Annotated in this window: 15 protein-coding genes (1 of these 15 running past the window's edge); 10 read left to right on the top strand and 5 right to left on the bottom strand. The window is 72.1% G+C overall.

Features of this window, described 5'->3' with window-relative positions; translation table 11 throughout:
* Nucleotides 1-2: 2 nt before the first annotated feature.
* The 8 genes from argJ to D9V37_RS05125 all read left to right on the top strand — a co-directional run bounded on the left by argJ (nucleotide 3) and on the right by D9V37_RS05125 (nucleotide 8,332).
* Nucleotides 3-1,154: a bifunctional glutamate N-acetyltransferase/amino-acid acetyltransferase ArgJ gene (gene argJ, locus D9V37_RS05160; protein ID WP_121805099.1), complete on the top strand. Its 1,152-nt coding sequence runs from the start codon at nucleotides 3-5 to the stop codon at nucleotides 1,152-1,154.
* Nucleotides 1,151-2,080, top strand: a complete 930-nt coding sequence (gene argB, locus D9V37_RS05155; protein WP_121805098.1) for an acetylglutamate kinase — start codon at nucleotides 1,151-1,153, stop codon at nucleotides 2,078-2,080. The genes argJ and argB overlap by 4 nt, the downstream gene beginning before the upstream one ends.
* Complete coding sequence (locus D9V37_RS05150; protein WP_121805097.1) at nucleotides 2,073-3,227, top strand: acetylornithine transaminase; 1,155 nt, start codon at nucleotides 2,073-2,075, stop codon at nucleotides 3,225-3,227. The genes argB and D9V37_RS05150 overlap by 8 nt, the downstream gene beginning before the upstream one ends.
* The gene (argF, locus tag D9V37_RS05145) at nucleotides 3,224-4,144 is read left to right on the top strand and encodes an ornithine carbamoyltransferase (RefSeq protein WP_121805096.1); all 921 of its coding nucleotides are present in this window, start codon (nucleotides 3,224-3,226) and stop codon (nucleotides 4,142-4,144) included. Before D9V37_RS05150 ends, argF begins: the two co-directional genes overlap by 4 nt.
* Nucleotides 4,141-4,647 carry an arginine repressor gene (locus D9V37_RS05140; protein WP_232524756.1) on the top strand — a complete coding sequence of 169 codons (507 nt, stop codon included), beginning with the start codon at nucleotides 4,141-4,143 and terminating at the stop codon, nucleotides 4,645-4,647. Before argF ends, D9V37_RS05140 begins: the two co-directional genes overlap by 4 nt.
* A 55-nt stretch (nucleotides 4,648-4,702) precedes the next feature.
* Nucleotides 4,703-6,133, top strand: a complete 1,431-nt coding sequence (gene argG / locus D9V37_RS05135; RefSeq protein ID WP_121805095.1) for an argininosuccinate synthase — start codon at nucleotides 4,703-4,705, stop codon at nucleotides 6,131-6,133.
* A 71-nt stretch (nucleotides 6,134-6,204) separates the two neighbouring features.
* Nucleotides 6,205-7,614: an argininosuccinate lyase gene (gene argH, locus D9V37_RS05130; protein ID WP_121805094.1), complete on the top strand. Its 1,410-nt coding sequence runs from the start codon at nucleotides 6,205-6,207 to the stop codon at nucleotides 7,612-7,614.
* Between the two features lie 148 nt (nucleotides 7,615-7,762).
* Nucleotides 7,763-8,332 (top strand): DNA-3-methyladenine glycosylase, encoded by a 570-nt coding sequence (locus tag D9V37_RS05125; protein WP_232524755.1) that lies wholly within the window; start codon nucleotides 7,763-7,765, stop codon nucleotides 8,330-8,332.
* Here the strand turns inward: D9V37_RS05125 and D9V37_RS05120 are convergent.
* Entirely contained in the window at nucleotides 8,296-8,706 is a 411-nt protein-coding gene (locus D9V37_RS05120; protein ID WP_121805092.1) for an NUDIX domain-containing protein, read from the bottom strand. The genes D9V37_RS05125 and D9V37_RS05120 overlap by 37 nt on opposite strands.
* Nucleotides 8,707-8,810: 104 nt before the next feature.
* Here D9V37_RS05120 and D9V37_RS05115 point away from each other — a divergent pair, with 104 nt between their 5' ends.
* A complete protein-coding gene (locus D9V37_RS05115) occupies nucleotides 8,811-10,343 on the top strand; it encodes an OFA family MFS transporter (RefSeq protein ID WP_121805091.1) in 1,533 nt (510 codons plus the stop codon).
* Between the two features lie 11 nt (nucleotides 10,344-10,354).
* On the opposite strand, the gene D9V37_RS05110 is transcribed toward D9V37_RS05115, so the two are convergent.
* Genes D9V37_RS05110 through D9V37_RS05095 form a run of 4 tightly spaced genes read right to left on the bottom strand, consistent with a single transcriptional unit; the run spans nucleotide 10,355 to nucleotide 15,397 of the window.
* On the bottom strand, nucleotides 10,355-12,097 hold the full coding sequence (locus tag D9V37_RS05110; protein WP_232524754.1) for an IucA/IucC family protein: 1,743 nt from the start codon (nucleotides 12,095-12,097) through the stop codon (nucleotides 10,355-10,357).
* On the bottom strand, nucleotides 12,094-12,618 hold the full coding sequence (locus D9V37_RS05105) for a GNAT family N-acetyltransferase (protein ID WP_121805090.1): 525 nt from the start codon (nucleotides 12,616-12,618) through the stop codon (nucleotides 12,094-12,096). Before D9V37_RS05105 ends, D9V37_RS05110 begins: the two co-directional genes overlap by 4 nt.
* A complete protein-coding gene (locus tag D9V37_RS05100; protein WP_121805089.1) occupies nucleotides 12,615-13,913 on the bottom strand; it encodes a lysine N(6)-hydroxylase/L-ornithine N(5)-oxygenase family protein in 1,299 nt (432 codons plus the stop codon). The genes D9V37_RS05105 and D9V37_RS05100 overlap by 4 nt, the downstream gene beginning before the upstream one ends.
* Nucleotides 13,913-15,397 (bottom strand): pyridoxal phosphate-dependent decarboxylase family protein, encoded by a 1,485-nt coding sequence (locus D9V37_RS05095; protein WP_121805088.1) that lies wholly within the window; start codon nucleotides 15,395-15,397, stop codon nucleotides 13,913-13,915. Before D9V37_RS05095 ends, D9V37_RS05100 begins: the two co-directional genes overlap by 1 nt.
* A 125-nt stretch (nucleotides 15,398-15,522) precedes the next feature.
* Here D9V37_RS05095 and tyrS point away from each other — a divergent pair, with 125 nt between their 5' ends.
* Nucleotides 15,523-16,371, top strand: partial view of a tyrosine--tRNA ligase gene (tyrS, locus tag D9V37_RS05090; RefSeq protein WP_232524753.1) — the 5' portion only. Its footprint extends 420 nt past the window's final position; the window shows 849 of its 1,269 coding nt (coding positions 1-849); the start codon lies at nucleotides 15,523-15,525; its stop codon lies off the right edge, out of view.

Genomic DNA, 16,371 nt, shown 5'->3' with positions numbered 1-16,371 from the left:
TGATGTCTGTCACCCACCCCGCCGGCTTCACCGCCGCCGGCGTCGCCGCCGGCCTGAAGTCCACCGGCGCCCAGGACCTCGCCCTGGTGGTCAACACCGGACCGTCGTCGGCCTCGGCCTCGGTCTTCACCTCCAACCGCTGCCTGGCCAACCCGGTCATCTGGAGCAAGGAGGTGGTCAAGGACGGCAGCGTCAGGGCCGTCGTCCTCAACTCCGGTGGCGCCAACTGCTACACCGGCGCCGAAGGCTTCGGCACCACCCACGCCGTGGCCGAGCAGGTCGCGAAGGGCGTCGGTGTCGGCGCCGGCGACGTCGTCGTGTGCTCCACCGGCCTGATCGGCCTGACCAACCCGCGCCAGCAGCTGCTCGACGGCGTCGACGCGGCTGTGGCGGCGCTCTCCGGCGACGGGGGCGACGACGCCGCGCACGCCATCATGACCACCGACTCCCACGCCAAGCAGGTCGTCGTGCACGGCGACACCTGGTCGATCGGCGGGATGGCGAAGGGGGCAGGGATGCTGGCGCCCGCCCTGGCCACGATGCTGGTCGTGCTCACCACCGACGCCGACGTCGATGCCGCGGTGCTCGACCGCGCGCTGCGCCACGCCACCCGGCTGACCTTCGACCGGCTCGACTCCGACGGCTGCCAGTCCACCAACGACACCGTCACCGTCATGGCCAGCGGCGCGTCGGGCGTCAGCCCCGACGAGGCCGAGTTCACCGACGCCCTCACCCGCGCCTGCCGCGACCTCGCGCTGCAGCTGCTGGCCGACGCCGAGGGTGCCGACCACGAGATCGCCATCACCACCCGCGGCGCGGCCACCGAGTCCGACGCCCTCGAGGTCGGCCGCTCGGTCGCGCGCAGCAACCTGTTCAAGGCCGCCGTCTTCGGCCAGGACGCCAACTGGGGGCGGGTGCTGGCCAGCGTCGGCACCACCGCCGCGGCCTTCGACCCCGCCGACCTCGACGTCGCCATCAACGACGTGTGGGTCTGCCGCGAGTCCGGCCCCGCCGAGAGCCGCGACCTGGTCGACCTGAAGCCGCGCCAGGTCAGCGTCACCATCGACCTCAAGGTGGGCGAGGCCCAGGCGACGATCTGGACCAACGACCTCACCCACGCCTACGTCCACGAGAACAGCGCGTACTCCTCATGACCACCAAGGACCCCGGCAAGCCCGACCCCGAGAAGGCGCGCGTCCTCGCCGGCGCGCTGCCCTGGCTCAAGCGCTACCACGGCCAGGTCGTGGTGGTGAAGTACGGCGGCAACGCCATGACCGACGACACGCTCAAGCGCGCCTTCGCCGAGGACATCGCGTTCTTGCGGTTCGCCGGCTTCAAGCCGGTGGTTGTCCACGGCGGCGGCCCCCAGATCTCCGCCATGCTCGACCGGCTCGGCATCGAGTCGGAGTTCCGCGGCGGCCTGCGGGTCACTACGCCGGAGGCGATGGACGTCGTCCGCATGGTGCTGGTCGGTCAGGTGCAGCGCGAGCTGGTCGGGCTGATCAACGAGCACGGGCCACTGGCCGTCGGCCTCTCCGGCGAGGACGCCGGGCTGTTCACCGCCAAGCCCACCAACACCGTCGTCGACGGCGAGGAGGTCGACCTCGGACTGGTCGGCGAGGTGGCCAAGGTCCGCCCGGAGTCGGTGCTCGACCTGATCGAGGCCGGCCGCATCCCGGTGGTCTCCAGCGTCGCGCCCGACGAGGCCGGCCGCGTGCACAACGTCAACGCCGACTCCGCGGCCGCCTCGCTCGCCGTCGCGCTCGGTGCCGAGAAGCTGCTGGTGCTCACCGACGTCGAGGGTCTCTACCTGGACTGGCCGGACCCCGAGGACGTCATCGGCGAGATCAGCCCGGAGTCCCTGGAGCAGATCCTCCCCGACCTCGCCTCCGGGATGATCCCGAAGATGGCGGCCTGCCTGCAGGCCGTCCGCGGCGGCGTCTCCCGCGCCACGGTCGTCGACGGCCGTGAGCCGCATGCCGTCCTGCTCGAGCTGTTCACCGACGAGGGCGTCGGCACCCAGGTGCTGCCCGGCGTCGAGACCAAGACCCGGAAGGTGCGTGACGCGCCCCATGCCTGAGATCGAGGAGCGCTACCCCGAGTCGCTGATGAACACCTTCGGGCCGCCCAAGCTGGCGCTGGTGCGCGGCGAGGGAGCGCACGTGTGGGACGAGCACGGCAAGGAGTACGTCGACCTGCTCGGCGGCATCGCGGTGAACTCCCTCGGCCACGCTCACCCGGCGCTGGTCGCGGCGGTCACTCAGCAGCTGCAGACGCTCGGCCACGTGTCGAACTTCTTCGCCACCGAGCCGCAGGTGACGCTGGCCGAACGGCTGCTCGGGCTCGCGGGCCGCGAGGGCAAGGTCTTCTTCACCAACTCCGGCACCGAGGCCAACGAGGCGGCGTTCAAGGCCACTCGCAAGACCGGCCGGACGCACCTGGTCTCCACGCTCGACTCCTTCCACGGCCGCACCATGGGTGCGCTCGCGCTGACCGCCAAGCAGGCCTACCGCGAGCCGTTCGAGCCGCTGCCCGGCGAGGTCACGTTCGTTCCCTACGGCGACGTCGAGGCGCTCGCGGCCGCCGTCACCGACGAGACCGCCGCGTTCGTCGTCGAGCCGCTGCAGGGCGAGGCCGGCGTCAACGTCGCCCCGCCCGGCTACCTCGAGGCGGCCCGCCGGATCACCGCCGACCACGGCGCCCTGCTGTGGGTCGACGAGGTGCAGACCGGCGTCGGGCGCACCGGGCGCTTCTTCGCCACCGACGTCGAGGCCGACCTGGTCACGCTGGCCAAGGGGCTGGGCGGCGGCATCCCGATCGGGGCGCTGCTCGCGTTCGGCGAGGCCGCCACCTTGCTTCAGCCCGGCAACCACGGCACCACCTTCGGCGGCAACCCGGTGGCCGCGGCCGCCGCGCTGGCCGTGCTCGACACCATCGAGGCCGACGACCTCCTCGACCACGTCGACCGGCTCGGCAAGCACCTGCGCGACGGGCTGGCGCATCCGCACGTCGCGGAGGTGCGGGGCGAGGGTCTCCTGATCGGGCTCTCCCTGGACGCCGAGAAGGCGGCCGCCGCGGTCACCGCCGCCCAGGACGCCGGCTTCATCATCAACATGTGCACCCCCGACCGGGTGCGGCTGGCGCCCCCGCTGGTGCTCACCGAGGCCGACGCCGACGCCTTCTTGGCCGCGTGGCCCCAGATCCTCGAGGAGGCCTACCGGTCATGAGGCACTTCCTGCGCGACGACGACCTCACCCCGGCCGAGCAGGCCGAGGTGCTCGAGCTGGCCGCCGCCCTCAAGGCCGCGCCGTACGACGCCAAGCCGCTGGCCGGGCCGCGCACCGTCGCGATCATCTTCGACAAGCCCACGCTGCGCACCCAGTCCTCGTTCGCCGCCGGCATCGCCGAGCTCGGCGGCTTCCCGATGACCGTCGACGGCAACCTCGCCCAGATCGGCACCCGCGAGTCCGTCGCCGACGTCGCCCGCGTGCTGGGACGGCAGGCGTCGATGGTCGTGTGGCGCACCGGCGACCAGTCCCGCATCGACGAGATGGCCCACCACGCCGGCGTTCCGGTGGTCAACGCGCTGACCGACCAGTACCACCCCTGCCAGCTGCTGGCCGATCTGCAGACCATCCGTGAGCAGAAGGGTGAGCTCGCCGGACTGAAGGTCGCGTTCCTCGGCGACAGCGCGAGCAACATGGCGAACTCGTTCCTGCTCGCCTGCGCCACCGCCGCGATGCACGTCGTGGTCTCCGGGCCGGGGGAGTACGAGCCCACCGCAGCCGTGCTCGACCGGGCCCAGGAGATCGCCGGCCGCACCGGCGGGTCGGCCGACTTCAGCCGCGACCCGGTGGCGGCCGTCGCCGGCGCCGACGTCGTCGTCACCGACACCTGGCTCTCGATGGGCAAGGAGGCCGAGGCGAAGGCGCGCGAGAAGGTGTTCCGCGACTGGCAGCTCGACGACGAGCTGCTCGCGCACGCGAAGGCCGACGCGATCGTGCTGCACTGCCTCCCGGCCTATCGCGGCAAGGAGATCACCGCCGAGGTGCTCGACGGCCCGAAGAGCGTCGTGTGGGACGAGGCCGAGAACCGCCGTCACGCCCAGAAGGCCATCCTGGCCTGGCTCCTGGAGCACCAGTGACCCAGCTGGCAATCACCAAGAGCGCCCGGCAGCGACGCATCGTCGAGCTGCTGGAGTCCACGCCGGTGCACTCCCAGCCCGAGCTGGCCGAGCTGCTCGCCGCCAACGACGTCCACGTCACGCAGGCCACGCTCTCGCGCGACCTGCTCGACCTCGACGCGGTGAAGGTGCGGCTGCCCGACGGCTCGCTGGTCTACGCCGTGCCCGCCGAGGGCGGCGACCCGACGCCGATCGTCGCCCGCGACTCCGCCGCGTCGGGCGCACGCCTGGCCCGGCTGGCCGCCGAGCTGCTGGTCTCGGCCGAGGCCAGCGGCAACCTCGTCGTGCTGCGCACCCCGCCCGGCGCCGCGCAGTTCCTCGCCTCCGCGCTCGACAAGGCCGGCCTGCCCGACGTGCTGGGCACCATCGGCGGCGACGACACCGTCCTGGTCATCGGCCGCCACCCCGACGGCGCCGCCCTGGCCGCCCGCCTGCTGTCCCTGACCACCCCGGGCGCTGGTTGAGGAGGCGCCCCAGCGCCGTCTCGAAACCCAGCCTCTATCGACTCGAAGGATTGACTTGAGCAAGGTCCTCACCTCCCTGCCCGTCGGCGAGAAGGTCGGCATCGCCTTCTCCGGCGGACTCGACACCTCCGTCGCCGTCGCCTGGATGCGCGACAAGGGCGCCGTGCCGTGCACCTACACCGCCGACATCGGCCAGTACGACGAGCCCGACATCTCCGGGGTCCCCGACCGGGCGCTGCAGTACGGCGCCGAGATCTCCCGCGCCGTCGACTGCCGCCGCGAGCTGGTCGAGGAGGGCCTGGCCGCCCTGGCCTGCGGTGCCTTCCACATCCGCTCCGGCGGCCGCGCCTACTTCAACACCACGCCCCTGGGTCGCGCGGTCACCGGCACCCTGCTGGTGCGCGCCATGCGTGAGGACGGCGTCGACATCTGGGGCGACGGCTCCACCTTCAAGGGCAACGACATCGAGCGGTTCTACCGCTACGGCCTGCTGGCCAACCCCGACCTGCGCATCTACAAGCCGTGGCTCGACGCCGACTTCGTCACCGAGCTGGGCGGGCGCGCGGAGATGAGCCAGTGGCTCACCGAGCACGACCTGCCCTACCGCGACAGCAAGGAGAAGGCGTACTCCACCGACGCCAACCTCTGGGGCGCCACCCACGAGGCCAAGACGCTAGAGCACCTCGACGTCTCGCTCGAGACCGTCGAGCCGATCATGGGCGTGCGGTTCTGGGACCCGGCCGTGGTGATCGAGAGCGAGGACGTCACCGTCGGCTTCCTGCGCGGGCGTCCGGTGAGCATCAACGGCGTCTCCTACGACGACCCCGTCGCGCTGGTCACCGAGGCCAACGCCGTCGGCGGCCGGCACGGGCTGGGCATGTCGGACCAGATCGAGAACCGGATCATCGAGGCCAAGTCCCGCGGCATCTACGAGGCGCCCGGCATGGCGCTGCTCTGGGCGGCCTACGAGCGGCTGCTCAACGCGGTCCACAACGAGGACACGATCGCCAACTACCACCTGGAGGGCCGTCGGCTGGGCCGGCTGCTCTACGAGGGCCGCTGGCTCGACCCGCAGGCGCTGATGCTGCGCGAGTCCATCCAGCGCTGGATCGGCTCGCTGGTCACCGGCGAGGTGACGCTGCGGCTGCGCCGCGGCGAGGACTACACGGTGGTCTCGACGTCGGGCCCGGACTTCTCCTACCACCCCGACAAGCTGTCGATGGAGCGCACCGAGAATGCCGCCTTCGGCCCCCTGGACCGCATCGGCCAGCTGACCATGCGCAACCTCGACATCGCCGACTCCCGGGCCAAGCTCGAGCAGTACGCCGGCCAGCCCATCGAGCAGGGCCAGGTGCTCGTGGAGAACGGCACCCTCTACGGCGCGCTGGAGCAGGGCGGCGCCGCCCGCATCTCCAGCAACCCGGCGGCCCACGACGAGATGGAGCGCATCCTCGACGACGCCGCCATGGAAGCCGGCACGGACTGAGTCGCGCTGGTTGAGCAGGTTGCGCAGCAACCGTGTCGAAACCGAGCGACCACCTGCTACGAAGGACCCCGATGAACACCACCAACACCGGCAAGCTCTGGGGCGCCCGGTTCGCCGGCGGCCCGTCGCCCGAGCTCGAGGCGCTCTCGCGCAGCACCCACTTCGACTGGCGGCTGGTGCCCTACGACCTCGCCGGCTCGCGGGCCCACGCCCGGGCCCTGCACGCGGCCGGGCTGCTCGACGACGACGAGCTCGCCGGCCTGGTGGCCGGGCTGGAGGCGCTGGGGGAGCGCTACGCCGCGGGCGACCTGCAGCCCGACCCGGGCGACGAGGACGTCCACGGGGCCCTGGAGCGGCTGCTGCTGAACGAGGTGGGCGCCGACCTCGGCGGCCGGCTGCGGGCCGGCCGCAGCCGCAACGACCAGGTGGTGACGCTGTTCCGCGCCTACCTGCGCGACCACGCCCGCACGATCGCCGGTGCGGCCCTCGACCTCGTCGAGGCGCTGGCCGACCAGGCCGAGGCCAATCTCGGCGCCGTCATGCCCGGCCGCACGCACCTGCAGCACGCGCAGCCGATCCTGCTCAGCCACCACCTGCTCGCGCACGCCTGGCCGCTGCTGCGCGACGTCGCCCGCGTACGCGACTGGGACGCCCGCGCCGCCGAGTCGCCGTACGGCGGGGGAGCGCTGGCCGGCTCCACGCTGGGTCTCGATCCCGAGCAGGTGGCCGCCGACCTCGGCTTCGACCGTGCCAGCCCCAACTCGCTCGACGGCACCAGCGCGCGCGACTTCGCCGCGGAGGCGGCGTACGTGCTCGCGCAGATGGGCGTCGACCTGAGCCGCCTCGCGGAGGACGTCATCATCTGGGTGACCGCCGAGTTCGGCTTCGCCCGGCTCGACGACGCCTGGTCCACGGGGTCGAGCATCATGCCGCAGAAGAAGAACCCCGACATCGCCGAGCTCGCGCGGGGCAAGGCCGGCCGGCTGGTCGGCAGCCTCACCGGCCTGCTCACCACGCTCAAGGGACTGCCGCTGGCCTACGCGCGCGACCTGCAGGAGGACAAGGAGTCGCTCTTCGACTCCCTCGACACGTTGGCGGTGCTGCTCCCCGCGGTCACCGGCATGGTCGCCACGCTGCGCTTCGACCACGACCGCATGGCCGAGCTGGCACCGCGCGGCTTCTCGCTGGCCACCGACGTCGCCGAGTGGCTGGTCAAGCAGCGCGTCCCGTTCCGCGAGGCCCACGAGGTCGCCGGTGCCTGCGTACGTCGCTGCGAGGAGCTGGGCTGCGAGTTGGCCGACCTCACCGACGACCAGCTCGCCGAGATCGACCAGCGCCTGACCCCGGCCGTGCACGAGGTGCTCACCGTCGAGGGCTCGGTCGCCGCGCGCGACGGCCGCGGCGGCACCGCACCCGTGCAGGTCGCCGAGCAGCTCGCCGAGCTGCGCGCCGTCGTGGCCGACCACCGCGCGTGGATCTAGTGGCGCGGGTGCGACGTGCTGGGACGGTTCGCGTCGTCAGGGTGCGTGCATCGCAAGGCGGCGTCGTGTCGCAATACCGGGGCGTCTTCTCAGCGATGCCGACGCAGCGAGGTGCGTGCCATGGCGGCGACAACCGTCCCGTGATGTCGTGCGCGCGGCACTAGCCGGCCCGGTCCTCGACGTCGCCCCGCGCCTGCTGGGCGCCCGGCTCACCCACGCCGGCGTCACCGTCCGGCTGACCGAGGTCGAGGCGTACGCCGGCCCCGACGACCCCGGCTCCCACGCCTACCGCGGGCGCACCCCACGCAACGAGGTGATGTTCGGCCCGGCGGGCCGGCTCTACGTGTACTTCACCTACGGCATGCACTTCTGCGCCAACGTCGTCACCGGGTCCGACGGCGACCCGAGCGCCGTGCTGCTCCGGGCCGGCGAGATCGTCGACGGCCTCGACCTCGCGCGCTCGCGGCGTACGCGCGGTCCCGACCGCGACCTGGCCCGTGGTCCGGCGAGGCTGTGCCAGGCGCTCGCCATCGGCCGCGAGCAGAACGGCCTGGACCTCGCCGAGCTGTTGGTCCTCGGCGAGCCCGCGGGCGAGGTCGACACCGGCCCCCGCGTGGGCCTGCGTCACGCTGCCGACCGGCCCTGGCGGTTCTGGATCACCGGCGAGCCGACGGTCTCGCGCTACGTCGCAGCGAAGCCACGCCCGTCGAGCACCTGAGGCAGCAGGGCGCGCGTCGCGCGGGTGAGGTCGAGCGCATCGGCGGCAGCCGGGTCGACGAACACGATCTGCCGCCCCTCGCGGCACTCGACGTCGTCATCGGTGGCGGCGGTCTCGCCGCGGAAGACGAAGAACCGGTCCTCGCCGTGCAGGTCGCACGGCAGCACGACGTCGCCCAGCAGGCGGAGACCGTCGTGCACGAGCGTCGTCTCCTCCTCGAGCTCGCGGCGCGCGGCGGCGTCCGGCCTCTCGCCGGACTCGATGCCACCGCCGACGAGGCTCCACCGGTCGGGGTCGGTCGGGGCGTACTCGTCGCGCTCCTGCAGCAGCACCCAGCCACGCGCGTCGACCAGCCCGACCAGTGCCACGTCCATCGCCGCGACGCTACCGGCCCGGCATCGGGAGTAGGAGAGGTTTCAACGACCCGCCGACGGGCACGGTGACGGCACTCACAGTCTCGGAAACCGTCGGAGGACCGATGTCGCTCGCTCTGCTCGACCGCTCCCGCACCGTCGCGCCGCCCGGCTACAACCGCTGGCTGGTGCCGCCGGCCGCGCTGGCGATCCACCTCTGCATCGGGCAGGTCTACGCCACCAGCGTCTACAAGACGAGCCTGGTCGACCGCTTCGACACCAGCCTCACCGCGGTCGGGCTGACCTTCTCCATCGCGATCGTGGTGCTCGGTCTCTCGGCGGCGCTGTTCGGCACCTGGGTCGACACCGGCGGTCCGCGCCGCGCCATGGTGCTCGCCGCGCTGTGCTGGTCGGTCGGCTTCGGCGTGGGTGCGCTGGGCATCGCCAGCGGTCAGATCTGGCTGCTCTACCTGGGCTACGGCGTCATCGGCGGCGTCGGGCTCGGCATCGGCTACATCTCACCGGTCTCCACCCTCATCAAGTGGTTCCCCGACCGGCCCGGGCTGGCCACCGGGCTGGCCATCATGGGCTTCGGCGGCGGCGCCCTGGTGGCCTCGCCGCTGGAGAGCAAGCTCCTGGCCGCCTACGACTCCGGCTTCGACCCCAAGGACGCGACGTCGGTGGCCAGCGGGTCGGCCGTGGCCTCGATGTTCCTCACGCTCGGCGTGGCCTACCTGGTGCTGATGCTGTTCGGGGCCTGGCTGATCAAGGTGCCCGCCGACGGCTGGGTGCCGGCCGGCTTCGACCCGGCGAAGGCGAAGGCGCGGTCGATGGTCACCACCGCCAGCGTCTCGGCGGCCAACGCGATCCGCACGCCGAGCTTCTGGCTGCTGTGGGTGGTGCTCTTCTGCAACGTGACCGCCGGCATCGGCATCCTCGAGCAGGCGGCTCCGATGATCCAGGACTTCTTCCGCGACGGCGGCTCGTCCTCGGTAGACCCGGCCGCGGCCGCGGGCTTCGTCGGTCTGCTCTCGATCTGCAACATGGCCGGCCGCTTCGTGTGGTCCTCCACCTCCGACGTCATCGGCCGCAAGCCGATCTACGTGGTCTACCTCGGCATCGGCATCGTCTTGTACCTGCTGCTGGCGCTGGCCGGTCACCACTCGACGGCGCTGTTCGTGCTGCTGGCCGGCATCATCATCTCCTTCTACGGCGGCGGGTTCGCCACCGTGCCGGCCTACCTGCGCGACCTCTTCGGCACCTTCCAGGTGGGGGCGATCCACGGCCGGTTGCTGACCGCGTGGGCGGCGGCCGGCGTCGTCGGCCCGCTCATCGTCAACGGCTACCTCGATGCCCGCGGCACGCCCGGCCAGCTCACCTCCGACGCCTACCGTCCAGCCCTGCTGACGATGGTGGGCATCCTCGCCGTCGGCTTCGTGGCCAACCTGCTCATCCGGCCGGTGGCCGAGCGCTTCCACGAGCGTGGGCACGAGGAGAAGCAGCTCACCGAGCCGGCGACCCCGGCCACCACGCCCGCCGGCGCGGTGAGGGCCCGACCGCAGCCGGTGCTGGTCGGCGTCTCCTGGCTGGTGGTCGCGATCCCCATCGTCTTCGGGTTGCAGCAGACCCTGGCCAAGACCTCGAGCCTGTTCGGCTGATCGGCGACGCCTCACCGGCCGGCCAACGGGTTCTCCAGCACCCCCTCGATCGCCAGCGCGCTCGCGGGGTCGGCGAGGTCGACCATCTGCTGGTTGTTGCGCAGCTGCAGCCGGTTCAGGCACGACCGGGCGAAGGTCTCGGCGAACAGGTCGTGCTCGGCGAACCGCCCGGCCAGTGCGGGATGCGCCGCCTGGTAGTCGCGCGCGCAGCGGGCCACCTCGGCCCAGAAGCCCTCGGCGGGCAGCGTCCCGGCCTCGTCGAGGACCCCGGAGAGGAATCGCAGGAAGCAGTCGACGACGTCGGTGTGCACCGAGAGCAGCTGCAGCTCCTCGGGCACGTCGGCGCGGATCCGTTCCACGCCAGGCGGCAGCGGCGTTGAGGGCGAGAGCACCGCGACCTCCTCGCCGATGTCCTTCATCACCACGCGCACCGGCACGTGGTCGCGCAGCACGAGGATCACGTTCTCCCCGTGGGGCATGAACACCAGGTGGTGGGCGTAGAAGGCGTGCAGCACCGGCACCAGGTACGCGTCGAGGTAGGCCCGCAGCCACGCTTCCGGCTCGAGGCCGCTGGCCTCCACCAGCGCCGCGGCGTACGGCGTTCCCTTGGCGTCCACGTGCAGCAGCGAGGTCATCGACGCCAGCCGCTCGCCGTCGGCGACCTGGGGCGTCTCGCGCCACAGCGCCGCCAGCATCTTCGTGTACGGCGTGCTGCCGCACGCCGCGTACGACGGCTGGGTGTAGCCCACCGCGGCCACCTCGCGCAGCACCGAGAACCCGTGGCGCTGCAACGTCTCGTCGTCGGTCACGAGCGCGGCCACCCAGTCGTTGATCGCGGGCGTGTGCTCCATGTACGCCGGGGAGAGGCCGCGCAGGAAGCCCATGTTGAGCACCGACAGCGCGGTCTTGACGTAGCGCCGCTCGGGCCGCGACCGGTTGTAGAAGGTCCGTACCGACTGCTGCGCCTGGTAGTCGTCCGGCGCGGTGCCCAACCGCACGATGTCGCGACGGGCGACGTCTGGGGCGTAGGTGATCGCGATCTTGTGCTCCCACTGCCACGGATGGCACGGCATCAGCAGGTAGTCCTCGGCCTCGAGGCCCAGGTCGGCGAGCCGTTGGTCGAACCCGGCGCGGACCTCGGGGTCCAGCTCCTCGGCCAGCAGGTCCTCGTAGCCGAGGTCGTCGGCCAGCGCCAGCACCGACCGCGAGCGCCTCACCGCCAACCACACCAGGGCCACCGGCGCCGCCGTCTCCGGCGCGTAGGCCAGGTGGTCGGCGGCGCTCCAGCCCAGCCGGCCGTTGTTGGCCACGAAGCACGGATGTCCCTCGGTCATCGCCGCCTCGATCTCCTGGAACGACGCCTCCAGCAGCCCCGCCGACGTCGGTGCCTCCGGCCGGTCCTTCCAGCATCGGCCCGCCAGCGTGGAGGCGATCTCCTCCAGGTACACCGGCACCGTCGCCTCCGGCAGCGGCAGCCGGGAGCGGACGTCCAGCACGAAGCGCTGGGCGTCGATCCCCGTCCGTACGCCGTCCTCGAGCCGCGTCACCGTCACCGGGTCGACGAGCCAGTGCTCCAGCGGCAGCAGCCGCGCTCGGAACCGGTAGGTCACCTCGCCGTCGGCGGCCAGCGACCACCAGCCCTCGCCCTCCTCGACCGGGACGAGCAGCCGCTCGTGGGAGAGCTCGGCCAGCGCCTTGGCCACCAGATGCCGGTGGGCCGCCGCCATCCGCTCGGGGGTGAGGTGCGCGCTCACGAGGCCACCGCCGCGACGTAGTCCGACCGGCGGCAGAAGCTGAGCAGCGCCGTCTTGTCCGGCAGCTCCACCTCGCGCTCGGCGACGAAGCCCATCTCGGCGTTGAGCACCTGCACCGCGGCGTTGCGCACGTCGGGCTCCACCACCACGCGGCGCACCGTCGGGTCGGCGAAGCAGTGGTCCATCACCGCCCGCATCACCCGTCGGGTGAACCCGGGCATGCGCGCTCCCACCGGCGGCCCCACCAGCACGTGCATCCCCAGGTCGCCGGGGAGCACCTCGTACACCTGCGCCAGCGGCGAGTGCTCGGGGGAGTAGGTCTCGCACAAGAACACCGGGCGGTGGTCGATGCTGCCCAGCCAGGCGTCGTGGTGCGGGGAGGCCCCGATCTCCTCGTACGCCTCGCGCACCTCGGCCACGCTGGCGTCCTGCATCCCCCAGTACACGGCGTACGGCCGCGTCACCCAGTCGTGCAGCAACCCGGCGAAGCAGGTGGCGTCCAGCGGCTCGATCCCGATCACCGTCGTGCCTGCGCCATCGTCGAGGCGGGCAGCCCGAACTCCTGGAAGGCGATCCGGCGCTCCACCGGATACACCTCCTCGCCGGTGAGCTCCCGGATGATCACCGAGTTGCGGTAGGCGCCCATCCCGAGGTCGGGAGCGGTGAAGCCGTGCGAGTGCACCTCGCCGTTCTGCACGTAGATCTCCTTCTGGTGGTGGTCGATGGCGTATCCCTCGCCGACGTCCGGCCGGCCGAGGTCGTCCCAGCGGATCCGGTCGTGCACCGGCTCGAGGAAGCCGGGCAGCTCGGGCCGGTAGCCGGTGGCGAGCACGAGCCCCTCGGTGTCCAGGTCGCCGCGGTCGCCGGTTTCCTGGTGGTGCAGCGCCAGTCGGTAGCGCGTGCCGTCCCAGGTCGCGTCCGTCACCTCGACGTTGGTCAGCAGCTGCGTGTCGACCTCCGCGCGCAGGTGCGTGGCGTAGAGCCGGTCGAAGATCGAGTCCACGAGGTCGCCGCTGATGCCCTTGTACAGCTGGCGCTGCGAGGCCAGCAGCGCGTCGCGACGCTCCCGCGGCAGGCCGTGGAAGTAGCCGGCGTACTCCGGCGAGGTCATCTCCAGCGTGAGCTTCGTGTACTCCAGCGGGAAGAACCGCGGCGACCTCGTCACCCAGCGCAGCGCGTAGCCGCCGTCCTCGATCCCGTCGAGCAGGTCGGCGAAGATCTCCGCCGCGCTCTGGCCGCTGCCGACCACCGTGATGCTCTCGCAGGTCCGCAGCCCATCGCGGCAATGCAGGTAGTCGCCGCTGTGCACCGCCGGCCCGGGCAGCCCGGCCAGCGCCGGTGGCACGTACGCCGGTGTCCCGGTGCCCACCACCAGCCGCCGCGCGTGGTGCTCGTACGCGGCACCGGTGCGCGGGTCGCGGCTGTGCACGACGTAGTGGTCGCCGGTGTGGGTGACCTCCTCGACGCGACGGTCGAACTCCACCGACCGCAGCCGCCGCGTGGCCCAGCGGCAGTAGTCGTCGTACTCCGAGCGCAGCGGGTAGAAGCTCTCGCGGATGTAGAACGGGTACAGCCGGCCGCGGTCCTTGAGGTAGGCCAGGAACGAGTAGGGCGAGGTCGGGTCGGCCATCGTCACCAGGTCGGCCAGGAACGGCACCTGGAGCGTCGCCTCGGGCAGCAGCATCCCCGGGTGCCAGGAGAAGTCGTCCTCGGCCTCGAGGAAGACGCCGTCCAGGCCGGCCACCGGCGCCGTGAGGCAGGCCAGACCGAGGTTGAACGGGCCGAGCCCGACGGCCACGAAGTCGTGCACCTCCATCAGCCGGCCTGCCGCTCGTCGACCCAGCAGTCGCCGGCCGCGCTCGCGTGCTCGCGCACCAGGTCGAGAACCGCAGCGAGGTCGGCCACGGTGGTCGCCGGGTTGAGCAGGGTCAGCTTCAGGTACGCCCGTCCGTCGATCTCGGTGAGCGCCACCATGGCGCGCCCCGAGGCCACGAGCGCGCGTCGGGCCTGCCGGTTCACCTCGTCCAGCGCGTCCTCGTCCAGCCAGTCGGGTGCGTAGCGGAACACCACCGTGCTCAGCTGCGGCCGCTGGTACAGCTCGAGGTCCCGGTCGTCGGCGATCACCCGCGCCACCTCGCTGGCCAGGTCGCACACCGCGTCGAGCATGGCGCCGACCCCGTCGGCCCCCAAGGTGCGCAGCGTGCACCACAGCTTGAGCGCGTCGAAGCGTCGTGTCGTCTGCAGGCTCTTGTCGACCTGGTTCGGCACGGCGTCGGGCCCCTCGTCGGCCGGGTTGAGGTAGGCCGCGTGGTGGCGCACGTGCCGCATCGAGGCGGCGTCGCGCACCAGCACCGCGCTGGAGGCCACCGGCTGGAAGAACGTCTTGTGGAAGTCCACCGTCACCGAGTCGGCGCGCTCGATCCCGTCGAGCAGGTGCCGTCGCCGCAGCGAGGTCATCAGCCCGCCGCCGTACGCCGCGTCGACGTGCAGCCAGACGCCGAAGGCCCGGCAGACCTGCGCGATGCGTGCCAACGGGTCCACCGCACCCAGGTCCGTCGTCCCCGCCGTGGCCACGAGGGCCATCGGCACGAGCCCCGCGGTCTCCAGCCTCACCAGCTCGGCCACCAGGGCGTCGGGATCCATGCGGTGCCTCTCGTCGGTGGCCACCTCGACGACCGCGTCGTCGCCCAGCCCGAGCAGGTGGGTCGCCGTGTGCACGCTGAAGTGCCCGTCGGCCGTGGCGAGCACGCGCAGCCGGTGCAGGTCGTGCGGCAAGCGGCCGCCCACCGTCTCCAGCGCGTGCCCGCGCGCCACCGCGAGTGCGTGGGTGTTCGAGGCCGTCCCGCCGCTGGTGAACACGCCGTCGGCCCGCGCAGGCAGCCCGAGGCGGCCGGCGGTCCAGGAGAGCAGGTGACGCTCCATGGTGGTGGCCGTGCCGCTCTGGTCCCAGGTGTCCATCGAGGTGTTCACGGCGCTGGCCAGCTGGTCGGCCACCACGGCCGAGGTGGCCACCGGGCAGTTCAGGTGCGCGGCGTAGCCGGGGTGGTGGAACCACACGGCGTCGCGCAGATAGAGCCGCTCCACCTCCGCGAGCACCTCCTCGGGCCGTCCCAGCGGCCGGTCGAGGTCCACGCGCTCGACGCGGCGACGGCTCGAGGCCGGCGTCGTCCCGGAGAACGGGGTGGGTGCCTGCGCCAGGTGTCGGGCGACGAGTGCCGCCGCCTGGGTCGAGAGCTGGGCGTACTCCTGAGCGCCTTCGGCGTCGAGGAGTCCGGACGGTGGTGCGGAGGTCCCGAGCATGGCCTGCCTTCCAAGTAGGTAAGCCTTACCTAACTGAACAAGTCGGGCGTGCCGCAACCCGTGGAGACCTTCGCCACGCGGGAAACCGCGGGCGGTGCCCGCGAGCGATGCGGCAGGCTGGAGTCGTGAGCGCTGCTGTGGACCCCGGACTCTGGGACGACCTGACCTGGCGTGGCCTGATCGCCAACTCGACGGACGCCGATGCGCTGCGTGCCGCCCTGAGCGCCGGCAGCGTCGGCTTTTACGTGGGCTTCGACCCCTCGGCGCCGAGCCTGCACATGGGGCACCTGGTCCAGGTGCTCACGGCCAAGCGGTTGCAGCTGGCCGGCCACACGCCCTACGCCCTCGTCGGCGGCGCCACCGGCATGATCGGCGACCCGCGCGACGCCGGGGAGCGCGTGCTGAACCCCCTCGACACCGTCCAGGAGTGGGTCGCGCGCATCCGGAGCCAGATCGAGCCGTTCTTGTCCTTCGAGGGCGACAACGCCGCCACGATGGTCAACAACTACGACTGGACCGCGGGCCTGTCGACCATCGACTTCCTGCGCGACATCGGCAAGCACTTCCCGGTCAACCGGATGCTGGCCCGCGACGTCGTGCGCAACCGGCTCGAGGACGGCATCTCCTACACCGAGTTCAGCTACGTCCTGCTGCAGTCGATGGACTTCCTCGAGCTGTTCCGCCGCCACGGTGTGACGCTGCAGTTCGGCGGCTCCGATCAGTGGGGCAACCTCACCGCCGGCGTCGAGCTGATTCGGCGGGCGGCGGGGGAGCGGGTCCACGCCATCGCGACCCCGCTGATGACCAAGGCCGACGGCACCAAGTACGGCAAGACCGAGGGCGGTGCGCTGTGGCTCGACCCGGCCATGCTCTCGCCGTACGCCTTCCACCAGTTCTGGCTCAACGCCGAGGACGAGAAGGTCGGCGAGCTGCTGCGCGTCTTCACCTTCCTGCCCCGCGAGGAGATCGAGGCG

It is taken from the genome of Nocardioides mangrovicus (assembly GCF_003674065.1).
Lineage (GTDB): Bacteria > Actinomycetota > Actinomycetes > Propionibacteriales > Nocardioidaceae > Marmoricola > Marmoricola mangrovicus.
This window is presented reverse-complemented; position numbering and strand designations above follow the sequence as displayed.